Annotated in this window: 15 protein-coding genes; 5 read left to right on the top strand and 10 right to left on the bottom strand. The window is 66.2% G+C overall.

The features are described 5' to 3' along the window. Positions 1 to 77 precede the first annotated feature (77 nt). Positions 78 to 2,327, top strand: a complete 2,250-nt coding sequence (gene treY / locus D1012_RS13135) for a malto-oligosyltrehalose synthase (RefSeq protein WP_118152955.1) — start codon at positions 78 to 80, stop codon at positions 2,325 to 2,327. 71 nt (positions 2,328 to 2,398) lie between these two features. Here treY and D1012_RS13130 read toward each other — a convergent pair whose 3' ends face one another. Further along, positions 2,399 to 2,857 carry a pyridoxamine 5'-phosphate oxidase family protein gene (locus tag D1012_RS13130; RefSeq protein WP_118152953.1) on the bottom strand — a complete coding sequence of 153 codons (459 nt, stop codon included), beginning with the start codon at positions 2,855 to 2,857 and terminating at the stop codon, positions 2,399 to 2,401. Between the two features lie 203 nt (positions 2,858 to 3,060). Between D1012_RS13130 and D1012_RS13125 the strand changes: the two genes are divergently transcribed. The 3 genes from D1012_RS13125 to D1012_RS13115 are packed head-to-tail and all read left to right on the top strand — an operon-like array spanning position 3,061 to position 5,340. Next, positions 3,061 to 4,386 carry a hypothetical protein gene (locus tag D1012_RS13125; protein WP_233517118.1) on the top strand — a complete coding sequence of 442 codons (1,326 nt, stop codon included), beginning with the start codon at positions 3,061 to 3,063 and terminating at the stop codon, positions 4,384 to 4,386. Positions 4,387 to 4,395: 9 nt separating this feature from the next. Next, on the top strand, positions 4,396 to 4,569 hold the full coding sequence (locus D1012_RS22675) for a hypothetical protein (RefSeq protein ID WP_158569350.1): 174 nt from the start codon (positions 4,396 to 4,398) through the stop codon (positions 4,567 to 4,569). 9 nt (positions 4,570 to 4,578) lie between these two features. Continuing rightward, the gene (locus D1012_RS13115) at positions 4,579 to 5,340 is read left to right on the top strand and encodes a COG3904 family protein (RefSeq protein WP_435530919.1); all 762 of its coding nucleotides are present in this window, start codon (positions 4,579 to 4,581) and stop codon (positions 5,338 to 5,340) included. Between the two features lie 15 nt (positions 5,341 to 5,355). Here the strand turns inward: D1012_RS13115 and D1012_RS13110 are convergent, their stop codons facing one another. From D1012_RS13110 to D1012_RS13090, 5 genes are all read right to left on the bottom strand, one after another. Next, positions 5,356 to 6,714, bottom strand: coding sequence for a GntP family permease (locus D1012_RS13110; protein WP_118152947.1), 1,359 nt, complete (start codon positions 6,712 to 6,714; stop codon positions 5,356 to 5,358). Positions 6,715 to 6,834: 120 nt separating this feature from the next. Next, on the bottom strand, positions 6,835 to 7,734 hold the full coding sequence (tolA, locus tag D1012_RS13105; protein ID WP_118152945.1) for a cell envelope integrity protein TolA: 900 nt from the start codon (positions 7,732 to 7,734) through the stop codon (positions 6,835 to 6,837). Beyond that, complete coding sequence (locus D1012_RS13100) at positions 7,731 to 8,150, bottom strand: ExbD/TolR family protein (protein WP_118152943.1); 420 nt, start codon at positions 8,148 to 8,150, stop codon at positions 7,731 to 7,733. Before D1012_RS13100 ends, tolA begins: the two co-directional genes overlap by 4 nt. Positions 8,151 to 8,153: 3 nt before the next feature. Then, positions 8,154 to 8,531, bottom strand: a complete 378-nt coding sequence (locus D1012_RS13095; protein WP_118152941.1) for an ExbD/TolR family protein — start codon at positions 8,529 to 8,531, stop codon at positions 8,154 to 8,156. Then, positions 8,528 to 9,235 carry a MotA/TolQ/ExbB proton channel family protein gene (locus D1012_RS13090; protein WP_118152939.1) on the bottom strand — a complete coding sequence of 236 codons (708 nt, stop codon included), beginning with the start codon at positions 9,233 to 9,235 and terminating at the stop codon, positions 8,528 to 8,530. The genes D1012_RS13095 and D1012_RS13090 overlap by 4 nt, the downstream gene beginning before the upstream one ends. A 173-nt stretch (positions 9,236 to 9,408) precedes the next feature. On the opposite strand from D1012_RS13090, the gene D1012_RS13085 reads away from it, so the two are divergent. After that, the gene (locus tag D1012_RS13085) at positions 9,409 to 11,349 is read left to right on the top strand and encodes a TonB-dependent receptor plug domain-containing protein (RefSeq protein ID WP_118152937.1); all 1,941 of its coding nucleotides are present in this window, start codon (positions 9,409 to 9,411) and stop codon (positions 11,347 to 11,349) included. 34 nt (positions 11,350 to 11,383) lie between these two features. Here D1012_RS13085 and D1012_RS13080 read toward each other — a convergent pair whose 3' ends face one another. The 4 genes from D1012_RS13080 to D1012_RS13065 form a co-directional block, all read right to left on the bottom strand. Then, positions 11,384 to 11,866, bottom strand: a complete 483-nt coding sequence (locus D1012_RS13080) for a MarR family winged helix-turn-helix transcriptional regulator (protein WP_233517117.1) — start codon at positions 11,864 to 11,866, stop codon at positions 11,384 to 11,386. 83 nt (positions 11,867 to 11,949) lie between these two features. Beyond that, positions 11,950 to 12,705, bottom strand: a complete 756-nt coding sequence (locus D1012_RS13075; protein ID WP_118152935.1) for an iron ABC transporter ATP-binding protein — start codon at positions 12,703 to 12,705, stop codon at positions 11,950 to 11,952. Beyond that, positions 12,702 to 13,643: an iron chelate uptake ABC transporter family permease subunit gene (locus D1012_RS13070; RefSeq protein ID WP_435530918.1), complete on the bottom strand. Its 942-nt coding sequence runs from the start codon at positions 13,641 to 13,643 to the stop codon at positions 12,702 to 12,704. The genes D1012_RS13075 and D1012_RS13070 overlap by 4 nt, the downstream gene beginning before the upstream one ends. Then, a complete protein-coding gene (locus D1012_RS13065) occupies positions 13,636 to 14,589 on the bottom strand; it encodes an iron chelate uptake ABC transporter family permease subunit (RefSeq protein WP_118152931.1) in 954 nt (317 codons plus the stop codon). Before D1012_RS13065 ends, D1012_RS13070 begins: the two co-directional genes overlap by 8 nt.

The raw sequence follows: 14,589 nt of genomic DNA, 5'->3' as shown, positions 1-14,589 counted from the left end.
AGCGTGGCGGCGGAGTGGGAACCGCTTTGCTCCGGCAGGGGTTTGTCTGATCGAGATGTTCAACGGAGACTCTGCCGATGCTGCCACTTGCGACCTATCGCCTGCAACTGCGCAACGGCGTTGATTTTGACTGCGTGAAGGCTGATCTGGATGCCATTGCGCGGCTGGGCGTCAGCCATCTGTATCTGTCGCCGATCTTTGCGGCGGGCTCCGGTTCGACCCACGGCTATGACGTGATCCGCCCCGATGCGGTAGACCCGGATCTGGGCGGCATTGACGGGTTTCGCTATCTGGCGGCTGCGGCGCGGGCGCGGGGACTTGGCATCATTCTGGATATCGTGCCCAATCATACCGCGTTTTCGCTGGAAAACCCGTGGCTGCGCGATGTGCTGCGCTACGGGCAGGAAAGCCGCTATGCGCAGCATTTCGACATTGACTGGTCCGCCGGGCGGCTGGTGCTGCCGTGGTTGCCGCGCCCGGTCAAGGCGATGCTGGTGGACGGCGCGTTGCGGGTGGAACCGGACGAGCGGCTTGGGGCGGTGCTGATCGCGGGCGATGTGCGCCTGCCGCTGCGCGGCGGGGCAGAGGGCACGGTGGAAGAGGTGCTGGAGCGGCAGTGCTGGCAATTGGCCGACTGGCAGGCGGGCAGCGACTGCATCACGCACCGGCGATTTTTCAACATCACCGAACTGATCTGCATGCGGGTTGAACGCGAAGAGGTGTTTGACGACATGCACCGTCTGATCCTTGCGCTGATCGCCACCGGCGATGTGCAGGGGCTGCGGGTGGATCACGTCGACGGCTTGCGCGCGCCGGGGGCGTATCTGGCGCGGTTGCGCGACCGGATGGGGCCGGATGTGCCGGTCTGGGTGGAGAAGATTCTGGTAGGGGATGAGCCGCTGCCCGATTGGCCAGTCGAGGGCACCACGGGTTATGAACAAGCCCGCGACATCGCCCGGGTGCTGACACCGCCCGACGGGGTGGCGGCGCTGACCGCTTTGTGGTCGGCGGACCTCGGGCGCGGCACCGAGTATGCGGCGACGCTGACAACCGCCAAGCGCGACATCCTGCGCTATGATCTGGCGGCAGAGGTGTTGCGACTGGTCGATCAGGGCCGCGCCGCATTGGCCGATGACCCAGAGCATGATCCCGGCCCGGAAACCCTGAGGCAGGCGGTGATCGCCATGCTGGAGGGGATGCCGGTCTATCGCACCTATTTCGGTGAAGACGGACAGTCGGCGGAGTTTGCCGATGCGGCGATGGCGCAGATGCGCGCACATATCCGTGCCAGCCTGCGCCCGTCCACCACCGCGCTGCGCCTGACCGACTGTATTGCACAGGCGCAGACGCCGGCAGAGGCTGCGTTCCGCGATCTGTTTCAGCAGACCAGCGGGGCGGTGCTGGCCAAATCGGCTGAGGATACCGCGCTCTATCGCTTTCTGCCCTATCCGGCGGCCTGTGAGGTCGGGGCCGCGCCCGATGATGTGGCCTTGACCTCCGATGCGTTCGCGGCGCTCTGGGCGGCGATGGCGCCGGGGGCGATGGTGTTGACCTCGACCCATGACACCAAGCGCAGCGAAGATGCGCGCATGCGGCTGGTGGCCTGCGCGCACCTGCCCGATGCGGTGCAGATCCTTTGGCGCGACATGACTGTGCTGCCGCAAGTGCAGGCCGCCCTGGCGGGAGGGATGCGCAAAGATGAGCTGTGGGTCTTGATGCATGCGCTTCTGGCGGCCTGGCAACCGGCGGGGGATGCGCCGGATCTGCCCGAGAGGGTGGCGGCCTATCTGCAAAAGGCGATGCGCGAGGCAAAAGAGATCACAACCCCGTCTCATCCCGACGAGGCGGCCGAGGCCGCGGCCTTGAGGCTGGCGCGCGATCTGGCCACCGCGTGGCAAGCAGAGCTGCCAGAGGCGGCGGCGGCGCTGATCGAGCGTGGCGAGATGCTTTCGCTGGTGCAACTGGCGCTGAAAACCCTTTCTCGCGGCGTGCCGGACTTTTATCGCGGCTGCGAAGGCCCGGCGTTCTGGCTGACCGACCCGGACAACCGCGCCCCGGTCGATCTGCGGCAGGGGATGGCGCTGGAGCAGGCGCAGACGTTCGGCGGGCGGAAATACCGGCTGACCCGTGACCTGCTGACACTGCGCCGCGAGCATTTCACCGACCTTCAGGGGCCGGGCGAGACAAAGCTGGAACAGACAGGCCGTGGCTTTGTGGTGCGGCGACAAACCGGGGGCGGGGTGATCCGCGTGGAACTGCAACCGGGGCGCGCGCCGGTGCTGCGGCACGAGCCTTTGGCGCAGGCCGGTATCGGCGATGCGGCTTGACCACGGGTATACAGAAAAACCCCGGACCTGATGGTCCGGGGTATTCTACATCGCGGGTGGCAAAATGCGGTTCAGAACGCCAGGCTGAAATGCTCGCCCATATCAGGCTGTTTGCCAGTCAGCTTGGATTTAACCAACTCAAAGGCAAAGCCTAGCCCGCCGGGGGTCAGCCAGACCTCTGCCTCGGTCGGCACCAGACGGATGAGGCGGATGTCGGGGTCGTCGATGCCATCGAACCAGCTGCTGGCGACCGGGTTCCACAGCTCTTCCAGTTTGGCCCGGTCCTGCACCAGCCCGGCGGCGCCCTCAATGCGGGCGTGAATGTCATTCTCGCCAGTCACGATCAGCGAGGCATCAGACTCACCCTTGGTAAGGGCCGTCACCAGATCGGTGCCCTGTGCGGTGATAAACCAGATCGCGGACTCTTCCTGCCGCGAATAGGGGGACATCGGAACATGGCGGGCGCTGCCGATGGCAAGCATCGCAGAATTCACGCCTTTGATTTCTTTCCAGAACTGATCGACCAACATCGGGACACCTCTTTATTGGGACAGGGGCGGACGTGGCCGCCTTCACCCTGTCAACGCCGGGGGGGAGGCGTGGTTCCAACACCGGATGGGCGAGACCACGGCTCGGCGTTCACGCTGTTGGCATTTGGTGCGGGGCCTGCCTGCGCCTATCTTTCGCAGGACCGCCTGCCGGGTTCCGGCCGCACAAAAGGAGCCGCAGACGCATGACCCCACCCCCGACAAACGCCGAGGCGCGTGGCCTGCAATCCGCGCGCGAAATCGAAGGTCACCTCAAGGCGCTGGAAACCTTTACCCCGATGGCGCTGGGCGTGTTGTCGGTGGCGTCGGGGATTTACACCTATCTCGGTGTGTCCTCGTTGCTGAACAACTCTGGCGCGCTGAGCTTTTTCGCGGCGGTGGCCTATTCGCTGGCGGTGTCGGTGGCGATCTTTGTGTTCTGGAGCTATCTGATCCGCCTGCTGCCCGCGATGCGTTCCGCCTCGGCGCGGCTGGGGTTGTTTCTGTCGATGGCGCTGGGGTCGCTGGCGATCATCGCCATGTCCAGCTGGCTGAACGCGGCGGCTTTGGCCGGGTCGGCGGCGGTGGAGCAGCATCTGGCCAAGACCGTGCAGGAGTATCAGGTTGGTCTGGAACAGGCCAACCGGGTGACGGTGGCGGCGCAAGGGCTTGGCCTCGATGTCGCCCGCACGCGGCAAAGCTTTCAGGATCTGTCGGCGCAAGAGGCCACCGGCAATCTGTCGGGCACCGCAGGGCGTGGCGCGGTGTTCCGGGTGCTGACCCAGAAGGCGGACGAGTTGGCGGGATTGGAGGCACAAATCGCAGCACAAGGGCCGCTGGTCGAGGCGGCGTTTTCCGAAGGCAACCTGATCCTGAGCCGGATGCGGGCACTGACCGCCTCGGTCGGCGATGTCGAACAGCGCTCGGTGGAGTTTGCCGAAGAATCGGTGCGGCTGGCCGGGCTGATCGCGCAGTTGCGCCAGCTGTCGGTGGCCCCTCTGGTGGCGCGGGCGGCGCAGGATCTGTCGGCCTCGGTCGTGGTGCCGGAACTGGATGGCTCGACCGACAGCATCCGCAGCGACCAGCGCAGCACGATTGACGCGGTGCTGACACTGCTGGCGCAGCGGGCGACGACGCTGAAAGCGGCGGCGGATGAGGTGCTGGCGATGCCGACACCCGATGACACCACCTATGCCCCGATCTCGACCGCCGATGCGGTGCTGCGCTATGCGGGTGATTTCGTCCCGTCCTGGGCGGGGGCGATTGCGATTGACCTTTTGCCGGCGGTGCTGGTGCTGATCATGATGGTGGCGCAAGGCGCGATCCGGGCTGAACGCGGCACCTCGGCCCCGGAGGAAACGATGACGCTGGCCGAACTCCGCGCCGCTGTGACGGCGCTGCGGGCGCTGGAAGCGCCCGCTGCTGATCCGGTTGCAGAGCCGGGCCCGCCGCCGATGCGGGTGGCAGCGGTTGACCCCGCGCCTGAGGCGGCCGATGTGCCGCCGCCGCATCTGATCAGCGGCAGGCGCTGAATGAGCGGCGTGCGGGTTTCGCGATCGGGGCGGGTGTTGCAGGCGATGCTGGTGGCGCAGGTGGCGCTGGCCGGGCTGATCGTGTTTGGCGATTTCCGGCAGGTTCTGCCAGATCTGTTCCGCGCCAACCCGACCCCGCCTGCCGATGTGCCGCCGCCGCATCTGATCAGCGGCAGGCGCTGAATGAGCGGCGTGCGGGTTTCGCGATCGGGGCGGGTGTTGCAGGCGATGCTGGTGGCGCAGGTGGCGCTGGCCGGGCTGATCGTGTTTGGCGATTTCCGGCAGGTTCTGCCAGATCTGTTCCGCGCCAACCCGGCCCCGCCTGCCGCTGTGCCGGTGCGCCCCGGCGATCAGACCCGCCGCTATGCGCCGCGTGACCTGCCGCGCGATCTGCCTGCCGGGCCGGGATTTCCGCGCAGTGATCAGGTGCCCGCGCGGCTGAAATTCACCGAAATGACGGTGGACGGGGCCAGAACCGTGCTGCTGGAAGGCGCGATTGAGCCGGGTGATGCTGCCCGCTTTGCCGACTATCTGGAGCAGCGGGCGGCGGTGCCCGAGCAGATAGCGCTGCACAGCCCCGGTGGGTCGGTCAGTGACGCGCTGGACATCGGGCGGATGATCCGCGCGGCAGAGGTGCCGACGCTGATGCAGGCGGGGGCCGCGTGTTTCTCGGCCTGCCCCTATATCCTTGCTGCGGGGACAGAGCGGCGGGTCAGCCGCACCGCCCTTGTCGGCGTGCATCAGCACTACTTTGGGGAAAGCACTCTGCTGCCCGCCTTTGTCGCGGTCGAAAGCATCCAGCACGGGCAGGGCGAGGTGCTGGATTATCTGGGCGAGATGGGCATCGACCTGCGGCTGTCGGCCCGCGCCATGCAGACCCCGCCTGCCAACATCTACATTCTGGTCGAGGACGAGCTGACCGATTTTGCTCTGGCAACCGAGATGGTGGATTAGCGGTTCAAAGGTGGATCAGAAGCTGCCGAACACCATGCCAAGCGCAATGATCAGGGCGCAGGCGAGGGTGGGGATGACGACCGCCACCACAAAGATATCGCCATAGGCCTGCCGGTGGGTCATGCCGCAAATGCCCAGCAGCGTGATCACCGCGCCGTTATGGGGGAGGGTATCCAGCCCGCCGGTGGCGACCGCCACCACCCGGTGCAGCAGACCCGGCTCAACGCCCTGCACAGCGGCCTGCGCCACCAGCGATGGCCCCAGCACATCCAGCGCAATCGACATGCCACCCGAGGCAGAGCCGGTGATCCCCGCCAAGGCCCCCGAAGACAGCGCCGCCGAGATCAGCACATTGCCGCCCGACAGCCCCTCCAGACTGCTGCGCAACACCTCGAACCCTGGCAGGCTGGCAATCACCGCGCCAAAACCGACAAGGCTGGCGGTGTTGAACAGGGGCAGCAGCGCGGATTCCGCGCCTGCGTTCACCACCTGCATCATCTGCGGCGGGCGGCTGAGGATCAGCGCCAGCCCCAGCGCCACGGTCAGCGCGGTGATCACTGACCACAGCCCCTTGACCCGCGACAGCTCCGTCGCGCCGTAAAGCGCATCAGCCAGATAGCCGGTATCGAGCGCGGGCAGGATCACGCTGCCCATCCCCAGCGTCACCACCCCGACCGACAGGATCGGCACCAGTGCCACCCAGAGCGGCAAGGGGGTATCACGCGGCGGGATTTCGGGGGCATCCGGCGCGGCCTCGCCCGCCATCCGCCGCACCCGCAACTGCAGCCATGCGACCCCAAGCCCCAGCATCACAGCCGACGCGATCAGCCCCAGACCGGGGGCGGCAAAGGCGGTGGTGCCAAAGGTGGCCATCGGAATCGCATTCTGGATCGAGGGCGTGCCCGGCAGGGCGGTCATGGTAAAGGTGAACGCGCCAAGGGCGATGGTCGCGGGAATCAGCCGGGCAGGCAGGTCGGTCCGGGCAAACAAGGCCCGCGCAAGGGGCCAGGCAGCAAAGGCCACCACAAACAGCGATACTCCGCCATAGGTCAGCACCGCACAGGCGGCGACCACCGCAAGGATGGCGTTTTGCGGGCCAAGCGCGGTTGCGATAGCCTCCGCCAGCCGCTGCGCCGCACCCGACGCCTCCATCACCCGGCCAAACACCGCGCCCAGCAGAAACAGCGGGAAGAACGCGATCACAAACCCGCCCGCCGCCTGCATGAAGATCTGGGTATAGCCCGCCAGCACCGGCGCGCCCGACAAACTGGCGGCCAACAAGGCCAGCACCGGGGCCAGCACCAGCACCGACATGCCGCGCCACGCCCCCAGAATGAGCAGGGCCAGAGCCATCAGGATCAGCAGAACCGTCATCTCGCCTCCTCGCCTTGCCGCGCCGCAGCATAGCGCGTCGGCGCAAGGCGGGATAGGGCAGCGCCGCGCCGGTCCGGGCGGCAGATGCGCACAGGGGGCGGATGGCTTTGTCCGCTTGGGCTAGCGTGCGAATTTCATCGGCAGGGTAAAGCTGTAACTGGCGTCGGTCAGCCCCTTTGGCGCAGCGGCGAATTTGCCTGCGCTGCGCACGGCGCTGATTGCGGCCTCGTCCAGTGCGGGGGTGCCGGATGATTTTGCGATTCCCACCGCTGTCAGCCCACCGGCGCGGGTGACGGTCAGGCGCACGGTCACGGTGCCGGATGCCCCGCCTGCGGCAGAGGGATAGCGCTTGCGTCGTTCCACCCGCGCCCGGACCGAAGCGCCCCAGCTGCTTTTCAGGTCGTTGACCTTGGCCTCCGACAGGGTTGCGGCTTGCGCCTGCCCGCCTTGACCGGCCTGCGGCCCGCCACCGGCTCCAGCGGCTTTCTGCGCCACTTGCCCGGCCGAGGGTTTGCTGGCCTGAGGCTTTTTCTGCTCTGTGGGTTTTTCGGCCAGCTTCTTTGGTTCGGCCTGTTTTGGGGCCGTCTGCGGTTTTGCCTTTGGTCTGATCGTAGGCACAGGCTCCGGCTCGGTCGCAGGCTCCGGGGCGATCTCGGGCGGTGGCTCGGGCAGGGTGACATCGGCGACAAGCGGCGTGTCCGCCATCTGCGGCAGTGCCAGCATCGGCTGTGGTGCGGGGGGCAGCGCGGGTTCGGCGAGGGCGGCCATCTGCGGCGGGGGCTCGGGGGCCTCGGGCATCGCAAGCTCTGGCGCAGGTTCGGTGACGGGTTGCGGCGGGCGGTCCCAGTCGGCGACCAGTTCGGCAAGGCTGGCATCGGCGGCCTGCAGCGAGACCAGATCTTCACCACCCGACCCGGACGACACCGCGCCCGCTGGGGCGGGCCGCGTGGCAAAGGCACCAACATGCAGGCCGACGGCAAGGGTCAGGGCGCATACCGCCTGTACGCGCGCAGATGTCATGAGCGCCCTCCTTCGGCCACAAGCTCGATGCTGGCAAACCCCAGTCCCGACAGCTTGGGCAGCAAACCAGCCAGCGTTGCCGCTGGCAAGGCGCCATCCGCCCGCAGGGTCAGGCGCGGCGGTTCCGCTTCGCAATCTGCGGTGGCGCAATGGCTGTCACGGCTGGCCGTGATCTGGGCCAAGGCGGCATCGGCCAGAGAGTCGCGATAGCCGATCTGCCCGTCAGCGGCGATGAACAGGGTGAAATCGCCCTGCGCCTCGGCTTCGGTCTGCGCGGTTGGCGGGATGACAGCAAAGGGTTCGGGCGGGGTCAGCCGGGCCGAAATCAGAAAGAAGATCAGCAGCAGAAACACCACATTGATCATCGGCAGCAGGTTTTCGGCGGGTTTCCGGCGGGGTGGGTCACTGAAATTCATCGGCTACTCCACCAGCACCAGCCGCGAAAACCCCGCAGCGCCCAGTGTTTCCATCAACACGACCAGCGCTTGCAGATCGGCCCCGTCCTGTGGCCGCAACACGATGGCATCAGTGGGGCTGTCCATCAGCGCGGTCAGCGCGGCGGCCAGATCTTCGGGCGCGATGGCCCTGCCGTTCAGGCGCAGGCCCTCAGCAGACAGTTCCACCAGCCGCGGCGGGCCGGAGTAGCTGCCGCCGCTGCCGGGCAGCGACAGTGGCACCGCGCGGTCAACACCAAAGCGCGAGGCCAGCATGAAAAACACCAGCAGCAGAAACACGACGTCGATCATCGGCGTCAGATTGGGGCGCCTGCGCGGGCGATCTGCGCCAAAGCTGATCATTCTGCAGCCCGGTTTGCGGCTGGAACCAGCGGGACGACAGGCTTTGCCCCATGCAGGATCTGCGTGGCCGAATCTTCCATGTCATGGCGCAGCGCATCGACCACCGCCTCGAACCAGGTCAGCGCCACCTGTGCGGGAATGGCCACCGCCATGCCGGCGGCGGTTGTCAGCAGTGCCTCCCAGATGCCGCCCGCCAGAGCCGCAGGATCGGCGCGGCTGCCCGCCTCTTGCAGGGCCTGAAACGCGGCGATCATCCCTGTGACGGTGCCAAGGAGACCCAGCAGGGGGCCGATGGTCGAGGCCAGTTCCAGCCCCCGCAACCCCGCACGCGCCTTGAGCAGCAGGCCGCGCGCCACGCGCCCGGTCTCCGCTTCGGCGGCGTCGCGGTCAAGGCCGGGGTTCTGGGCGGCTTTCATCGCGGCATGGGCCAGAATGGCGCGCAGCGACCTGCGGTTTTCCAGCAGGGCCAGGGCTTCGACGGTTCGCCCGGTCTTCCACAGGGCCAGAGCCTTGGCCGTGTGCCGCCCACCCGACCATGCCCCGAATGACACAAGACGCATGATCTTCCACAGGATCAAGGTGACGGTCAGCACCGACAGCAGGGCAATCGCCCACATCGCCGGGCCACCCATTTCGACGAAGGACACAAAGGATGACACTGCTGCTGCGGCAGTGTCTGTGCCCAAATCTGTAGCCGTTTCCATCTGCGTCTCCTGATCCTGCGACTTTCGGACTACAATTGGTGACTAAATTTGTCAACAAGCTGGGCGGATCACACATGCACTTGCATGTATCGGATGTCCCGGCTACCCGGCCCGAATGACGCAGCCACGGACCTCCGAAGCCACGCCAAACCCCAAAAACAACGGAGTGGTCCATGACCCGTTTCAATTCCGCAGGAGCGCGCGGCCTGTTGTGTGCCAGCGTCAGTCTGTTTGCTTTGCCCGCACTGGCGCAGGATATCAGCTTAGACCCGATTCTTGTCGCGCAACAGGATGAACAGGCCGGGGCGGCGGATCGGGCGACGACGCAATATGTGTCGCAAGCCGAACTGGAGCGCGCCCGCACCGGCGATCTGAAGGATCTGTTTGCCGGGATCGCCTCGGTCTCGGTGGGCGGTGCGATGCCGATTGCACAGAAGATCTTTGTCAACGGCGTCGATATGCTGAACCTGCGGGTGACACTGGACGGCGTGGCGCAGAACAACCGCGCGTTTCACCATGTATCGGCCAATGCCATCGACCCCGGCCTGCTGAAAGCCGCGCGTGCCGATGCCGGCGTGGCGGCGGCGGATGCCGGGCCACATGCGATGGCGGGGTCGGTGGTGTTTGAAACCGTGGATGCAGGCGACATTCTGGCAGACGGGCAGAACATCGGCGGCAATCTGCGGCTGTCCTATGCCGACAACGGCAAGACCCTGACCGGCGCGCTGACCGCTGCCGGACGGCACGAGGGGTTCGAGTGGCTGGGATATCTGAAATCCGCACAGGGCGATGATTACCAGGCGGGCGCGGGCAACACCATTCAGGGCAGCCGGGCCGATCTGCAAAGCGGGTTGGTCAAGCTCGCCTATGAAAGCGATCAGGGCGACCGGATCGAGTTTTCGGCGCAGCAGTTGCGTGACAAGGCGTTGCGCCCGTACCGGGCCAATTTTGGCGGCACGATCGGCGGTCGTCCGACCCCGGCGACGCGGGTTTATGACACCACACGGACCAGCGTTTCGCTGAGCTATGAGAACACGCAGGCCACCGGATTGTGGGATCCCAAGCTGGTGATCGGCTTCTCGGAAAGCGAAGTCAACGTGCCCGATCCGTACAGCAGCGAAGGCACCTCTGGCACCACATCACTGACGCTGCAGAACACCTTTAACCTGAGCGAGCGTGACACGGTGACCGTGGGCCTCGATGCCTATCGTCGCAACGGGTTGTATGAAGGGCCGGGGCTGCGGCTGGAGGAAAAATCGCGCAACATCGGGGTGTTCGCCCAAGCCCGGCTGGAGCCGGTGGAGCGGCTGAAGCTGTCGTTCGGCTTGCGCGCCGACCGCCAGACCTTTACCGGCGTCACCGGCTGGCAAGACACGAATTCGGGTCTGTCGGGCAATGCGTCGGTCTCTTACGGCGTGACCGACGCTTTGACCCTGCGCGCCGGGGTGTCATCGGTGTTTGGCGGCATCGACATCGAGGATAACTATACCTTTGACCGCGCACCACGCCCATTGTGGTCTTATGCAACGCTGAAACCGTCGCGGTCGGAAAACATCGTCGCGGGCGTGGACTGGACCGATGGCCGCCTGACCCTTGGCGGCGAGGTGTTCCAGACCAAAATCGACAACGCACGCGGGGCCGAGGATAACTTTGACTTTGAAAGCCGGGGTTTCAACCTGGGCGGCACCTATGGCTGGGGCGGCGGTTTTGCGCGGCTGACCTATTCCAACAGCAAGGTGACGGTGAACGGCACCGCGTCCAGCAGCTATGACGCGCAGGATTTTGGCGCGCCTCTGGGGCAGGTTCTGGCATTCGAGGTGCAACAAGAGGTTGGGGCATCGGGCTGGACGCTTGGGGGCAGTCTGGATGTGGCCTTTGATTACAACACGGTGCCGGCGGATGCTCAGAACTCGCTCAAAGGCTATGAGGTGGTGAATGTGTTCGCGGAATACGTGCCGCCCCGCATGCAGAACCTGCGTCTGCGGGCCGAGGTGACGAACCTGTTTGATACCGATTTCGCCGACCGAGCGACCTATGGCGCGGATTTCAACACAGTGATTCCGCTGCGCGAACCGGGCCGCACCGTGACGCTGTCGCTGGTGTCTAAATTCTGAAATCCTCCTGACGGCGGGGCGCAGGGCTCCGCCGTCAGGGATACAGCCGGATCAGCACGCGACACAGGGCATAGGCCTCGTCCGTGCTGAGCCGGTGCGCGAATTCGGCCTGAATGGCGGCCATATATTCGGGCCAGATCGCATCGTTCGCCAGCCGCCCTTCTTCGGTCAGAAACAGCCGTTGCCCGCGCCCGGCACCCGGCATCCGCTCGCGCCGGATCAGGCCTGCGGTGGCCATGCGGCTGACATGGCGCGACAGGGTGTATTGCGCGATGTGCAGCTGACGTTCCAGCTCTGCCATCTGCAGGCCGTCGCGGCTCCGGTCAATTTCCAGCATGATCTCGTGCCAGACCGGGTCTTCCATGCCGTGACGGCGCAGAGCGCGCGCGATGCGGGGAAAGGCGGTGCGCTGGATACGCAAGAGGTTGAACCACACCCGGTTATAGCCGATGCGCGGATCCTCATCGGGAAAATCCGGGGCAGGCGGTGGCAGGTCTGTGGTGTTGCTGGCGGTCACTGGCACATCCGTTCGGGCAGGGGTGCGGATACATAGCCTGTGATCCCCCGGTTTGTCAGCCTTGGTGCGGGGGGAAAGCGCGCCTAAAGATGATGCAGCACCAGCGGCTTGCCCTCAACCTGCATCACCCGCAGCTCCATGTCATAGATCGTCCCCAGCACTTCGGCGGTGCAGACCTGCGAAGGCGGGCCTTCGGCCGCGATGCGCCCGGCTTTCATCGCGACGATATGATCGGCCCAGACCGCCGCATGGTTGATGTCATGCAACACCACCACAATGCTGCGACCCGCATCGCGCAAGCCCGCCAGCCGCGCCATCACGCCGCGCGCATGCGCCATGTCGAGCGCAGCGAGCGGCTCGTCCAGCAACAACCACTCCGCCCCTTGCGCCAGCGTCATCGCGATAAAGGCGCGCTGCCGCTGCCCGCCAGACAGCGCATCCAGAAAGCGGTCGGCCAGCGGGGTCAGGTCCATGTCGTGCAGCGCCTGCTCGACCTCAGCCGCATCCCTTGGGCCGGGTCTGCCCTGATGATGCGGCCAGCGGCCAAAGCTGACCAGCTCGCGCACCCGCAACCGGCTGCCCAAGGGGTTGGATTGCGACAGGATCGCCATCTGCTTTGCCAGCGCCCGGGTGTCGGTGGTGCCGATGTCGGACCCATCCACCCGGATCTGCCCCGCCTGCAATGGCATCAGCCGCCCCGTAAGCGACAACAGGGTGGATTTGCCCGCGCCATTCGGCCCGATCAGCGCGGTCAGCTTGCCCATGGGCAGGCGCAGCGTGATGTCTGACAGGATCGGCATCTTGCCGATCTGGTGGCTGACGCCCTGAACCTCGATCATCTGATGCGCCCCCTGAGCAGCAACCACAGGAAAAACAGCCCGCCCACAAACTCGATCACCACCGCCAGCGTGGATTGCAGGCCAAGCGCGCGTTCAAACAGCGTCTGCCCGCCGACCAGCATTATCCCCGCGATCAGCATCGCCATGGGCAACAGCCGGGCATGGCGGCCTGAGCCTGCGGCCTCATGCGCGAGCCCGGCCACGATCAGCCCGAAGAACGCAATCGGCCCGACCAGCGCCGTCGCGACCGAGACCAGCACCGCGACAAGCGACAGCGCCAGCAGCATCAGCCGGTCATGCGCAAGGCCCAGCGACACGGCAATCGGGCGACCAAGTGCCAGCACATCCAGACGTGGTGCTACCCACAGCGCCGCGCAGATTGCCGCGCAGGTCAGCAGCGCCGCGATTGGCAGCAGATCGGTATTCACCCGCGCAAAGCTGGCGAAACTTGCGTATTGCACCACAGCAAAGGCATTCGGGTCCAGCAACCGCGCCAGAAACCCGGCAGCCGAGCGGAACAGCACACCCAGAATCACCCCGGTCAGGATCAGCCGCGCGACATCCTGCCCGGCGCGACCCAGCAGGGTGCTAAACAGCGCCAGCGAGGCGGCGATCATGATTGCCACCTCGACCGCGAATTTGACCGGCGCGGTCAGACTGGCAAAGCCGCTCAGCCCAAGGCTGGCAACCAGTGCGGTCTGCATCAGGATATAGAGCGCATCAAACCCCATGATCTGCGGCGTCAGAATCCGGTTGCGGCTGACGGTCTGGAACAGCACCGTCGCCACTGCGACAGCTGCGCCCACGAGAAGCATCCCCGCCAGTTTGCCCGCGCGCAGGGACAACACAAACTGCCATTTCGGACCCAGCCCCCAGAACAGATAGGCGGCGCAGGCCCCGGTCAGGGCCAGTGACAGGGCGATCATGCGCCTATCCACGGGCAGGCTCGCGGTACAAGAGCCACAGGAACAGCAGGCTGCCGACCACCCCCAGAACCGTGCCCACCGGCACCTCATAGGGATAGCGCACAAGCCGCCCGATGATGTCGCAGGCCAGCACCAGTGCCGCCCCGCCGGCTGCGGTGACGGGAAGGGTGGCGCGCAGGTTGTCGCCCATGCCGCGCGCCACGATGTTGGGTACAACCAAGCCGATAAACGGGATCATGCCGACGGTCACGATCACCAGCGCGGTGACCACCGCCACCACCACCAGGCCCAGCCGCATCACCGCATCGGGGTTCAGCCCCAGCCCGGTGGCGGCCGCCTCGCCCAGCCCCAGAATGGCAAAACGGTCGGCGGCGAACCACGCGAGCGCCGCTGCGGCGGCGGCGATCCAGAGCAGCTCATACCGTCCGGCGATCACGCCGGAAAATTCGCCGGTGAACAGCCAGATGCCGATCATCTGCAACAGATCCGTCTGCCAGCCGATGAAGGTGACCATCGCCCCCAGAATGGTGGACAGGACAATCCCGACCAGTGGCACCAGCAGCACCTCCCGCGCGGGCAGGCGGCGGATCAGCCGCAAAAACAGTGCGGTTCCGGCCATGGCGGCCAGACTGGCCGCCATCATCTTGACCCAGATCGGGGCGGCGGGCGCGATCAGCGCTATCGCCAGCAACCCCAGCGCCGCACTTTCCGCCGTGCCGGTGGTGCCCGGCTCGACAAAGCGGTTGCGCACCAGCTGCTGCATCACCACCCCGGCGATTCCCAGCGCTGCCCCGGTCAGGATCACCGCCAGCGTGCGCGGCAGCCGCGACACGGTCAGGATCAGCGCGGCCTGCGGGTCGGTGCCCACAGAGGCCAGATTCATATCCGCCGCCCCGATCAACAGGCTGGCGGCGGACAGCGGCAACAGGGTGAGGGAAAGGGCAAGGGCCGGGCGCAT

Source organism: Pseudotabrizicola alkalilacus (assembly GCF_003443995.1).
In the GTDB taxonomy this organism is placed as follows: Bacteria; Pseudomonadota; Alphaproteobacteria; order Rhodobacterales; family Rhodobacteraceae; genus Pseudotabrizicola; species Pseudotabrizicola alkalilacus.
The sequence above is the reverse complement of the archived record's forward strand: the minus strand, read 5'-3'. Positions and strand labels throughout refer to the sequence as shown.

What these genes read in the sequence shown, in the direction of transcription:
- tolA (WP_118152945.1), bottom strand. Translation starts at nt 7,734, where the DNA reads ATGACATCTGCGCGCGTACAGGCGGTATGCGCCCTGACCCTTGCCGTC.
- treY (WP_118152955.1), top strand. Translation starts at nt 78, where the DNA reads ATGCTGCCACTTGCGACCTATCGCCTGCAACTGCGCAACGGCGTTGAT.
- D1012_RS13065 (WP_118152931.1), bottom strand. Translation starts at nt 14,589, where the DNA reads ATGCGCCCGGCCCTTGCCCTTTCCCTCACCCTGTTGCCGCTGTCCGCC.
- D1012_RS13090 (WP_118152939.1), bottom strand. Translation starts at nt 9,235, where the DNA reads ATGGAAACGGCTACAGATTTGGGCACAGACACTGCCGCAGCAGCAGTG.
- D1012_RS13095 (WP_118152941.1), bottom strand. Translation starts at nt 8,531, where the DNA reads ATGATCAGCTTTGGCGCAGATCGCCCGCGCAGGCGCCCCAATCTGACG.
- D1012_RS13110 (WP_118152947.1), bottom strand. Translation starts at nt 6,714, where the DNA reads ATGACGGTTCTGCTGATCCTGATGGCTCTGGCCCTGCTCATTCTGGGG.
- D1012_RS13100 (WP_118152943.1), bottom strand. Translation starts at nt 8,150, where the DNA reads ATGAATTTCAGTGACCCACCCCGCCGGAAACCCGCCGAAAACCTGCTG.
- D1012_RS13085 (WP_118152937.1), top strand. Translation starts at nt 9,409, where the DNA reads ATGACCCGTTTCAATTCCGCAGGAGCGCGCGGCCTGTTGTGTGCCAGC.
- D1012_RS13130 (WP_118152953.1), bottom strand. Translation starts at nt 2,857, where the DNA reads ATGTTGGTCGATCAGTTCTGGAAAGAAATCAAAGGCGTGAATTCTGCG.
- D1012_RS13125 (WP_233517118.1), top strand. Translation starts at nt 3,061, where the DNA reads ATGACCCCACCCCCGACAAACGCCGAGGCGCGTGGCCTGCAATCCGCG.
- D1012_RS13075 (WP_118152935.1), bottom strand. Translation starts at nt 12,705, where the DNA reads ATGATCGAGGTTCAGGGCGTCAGCCACCAGATCGGCAAGATGCCGATC.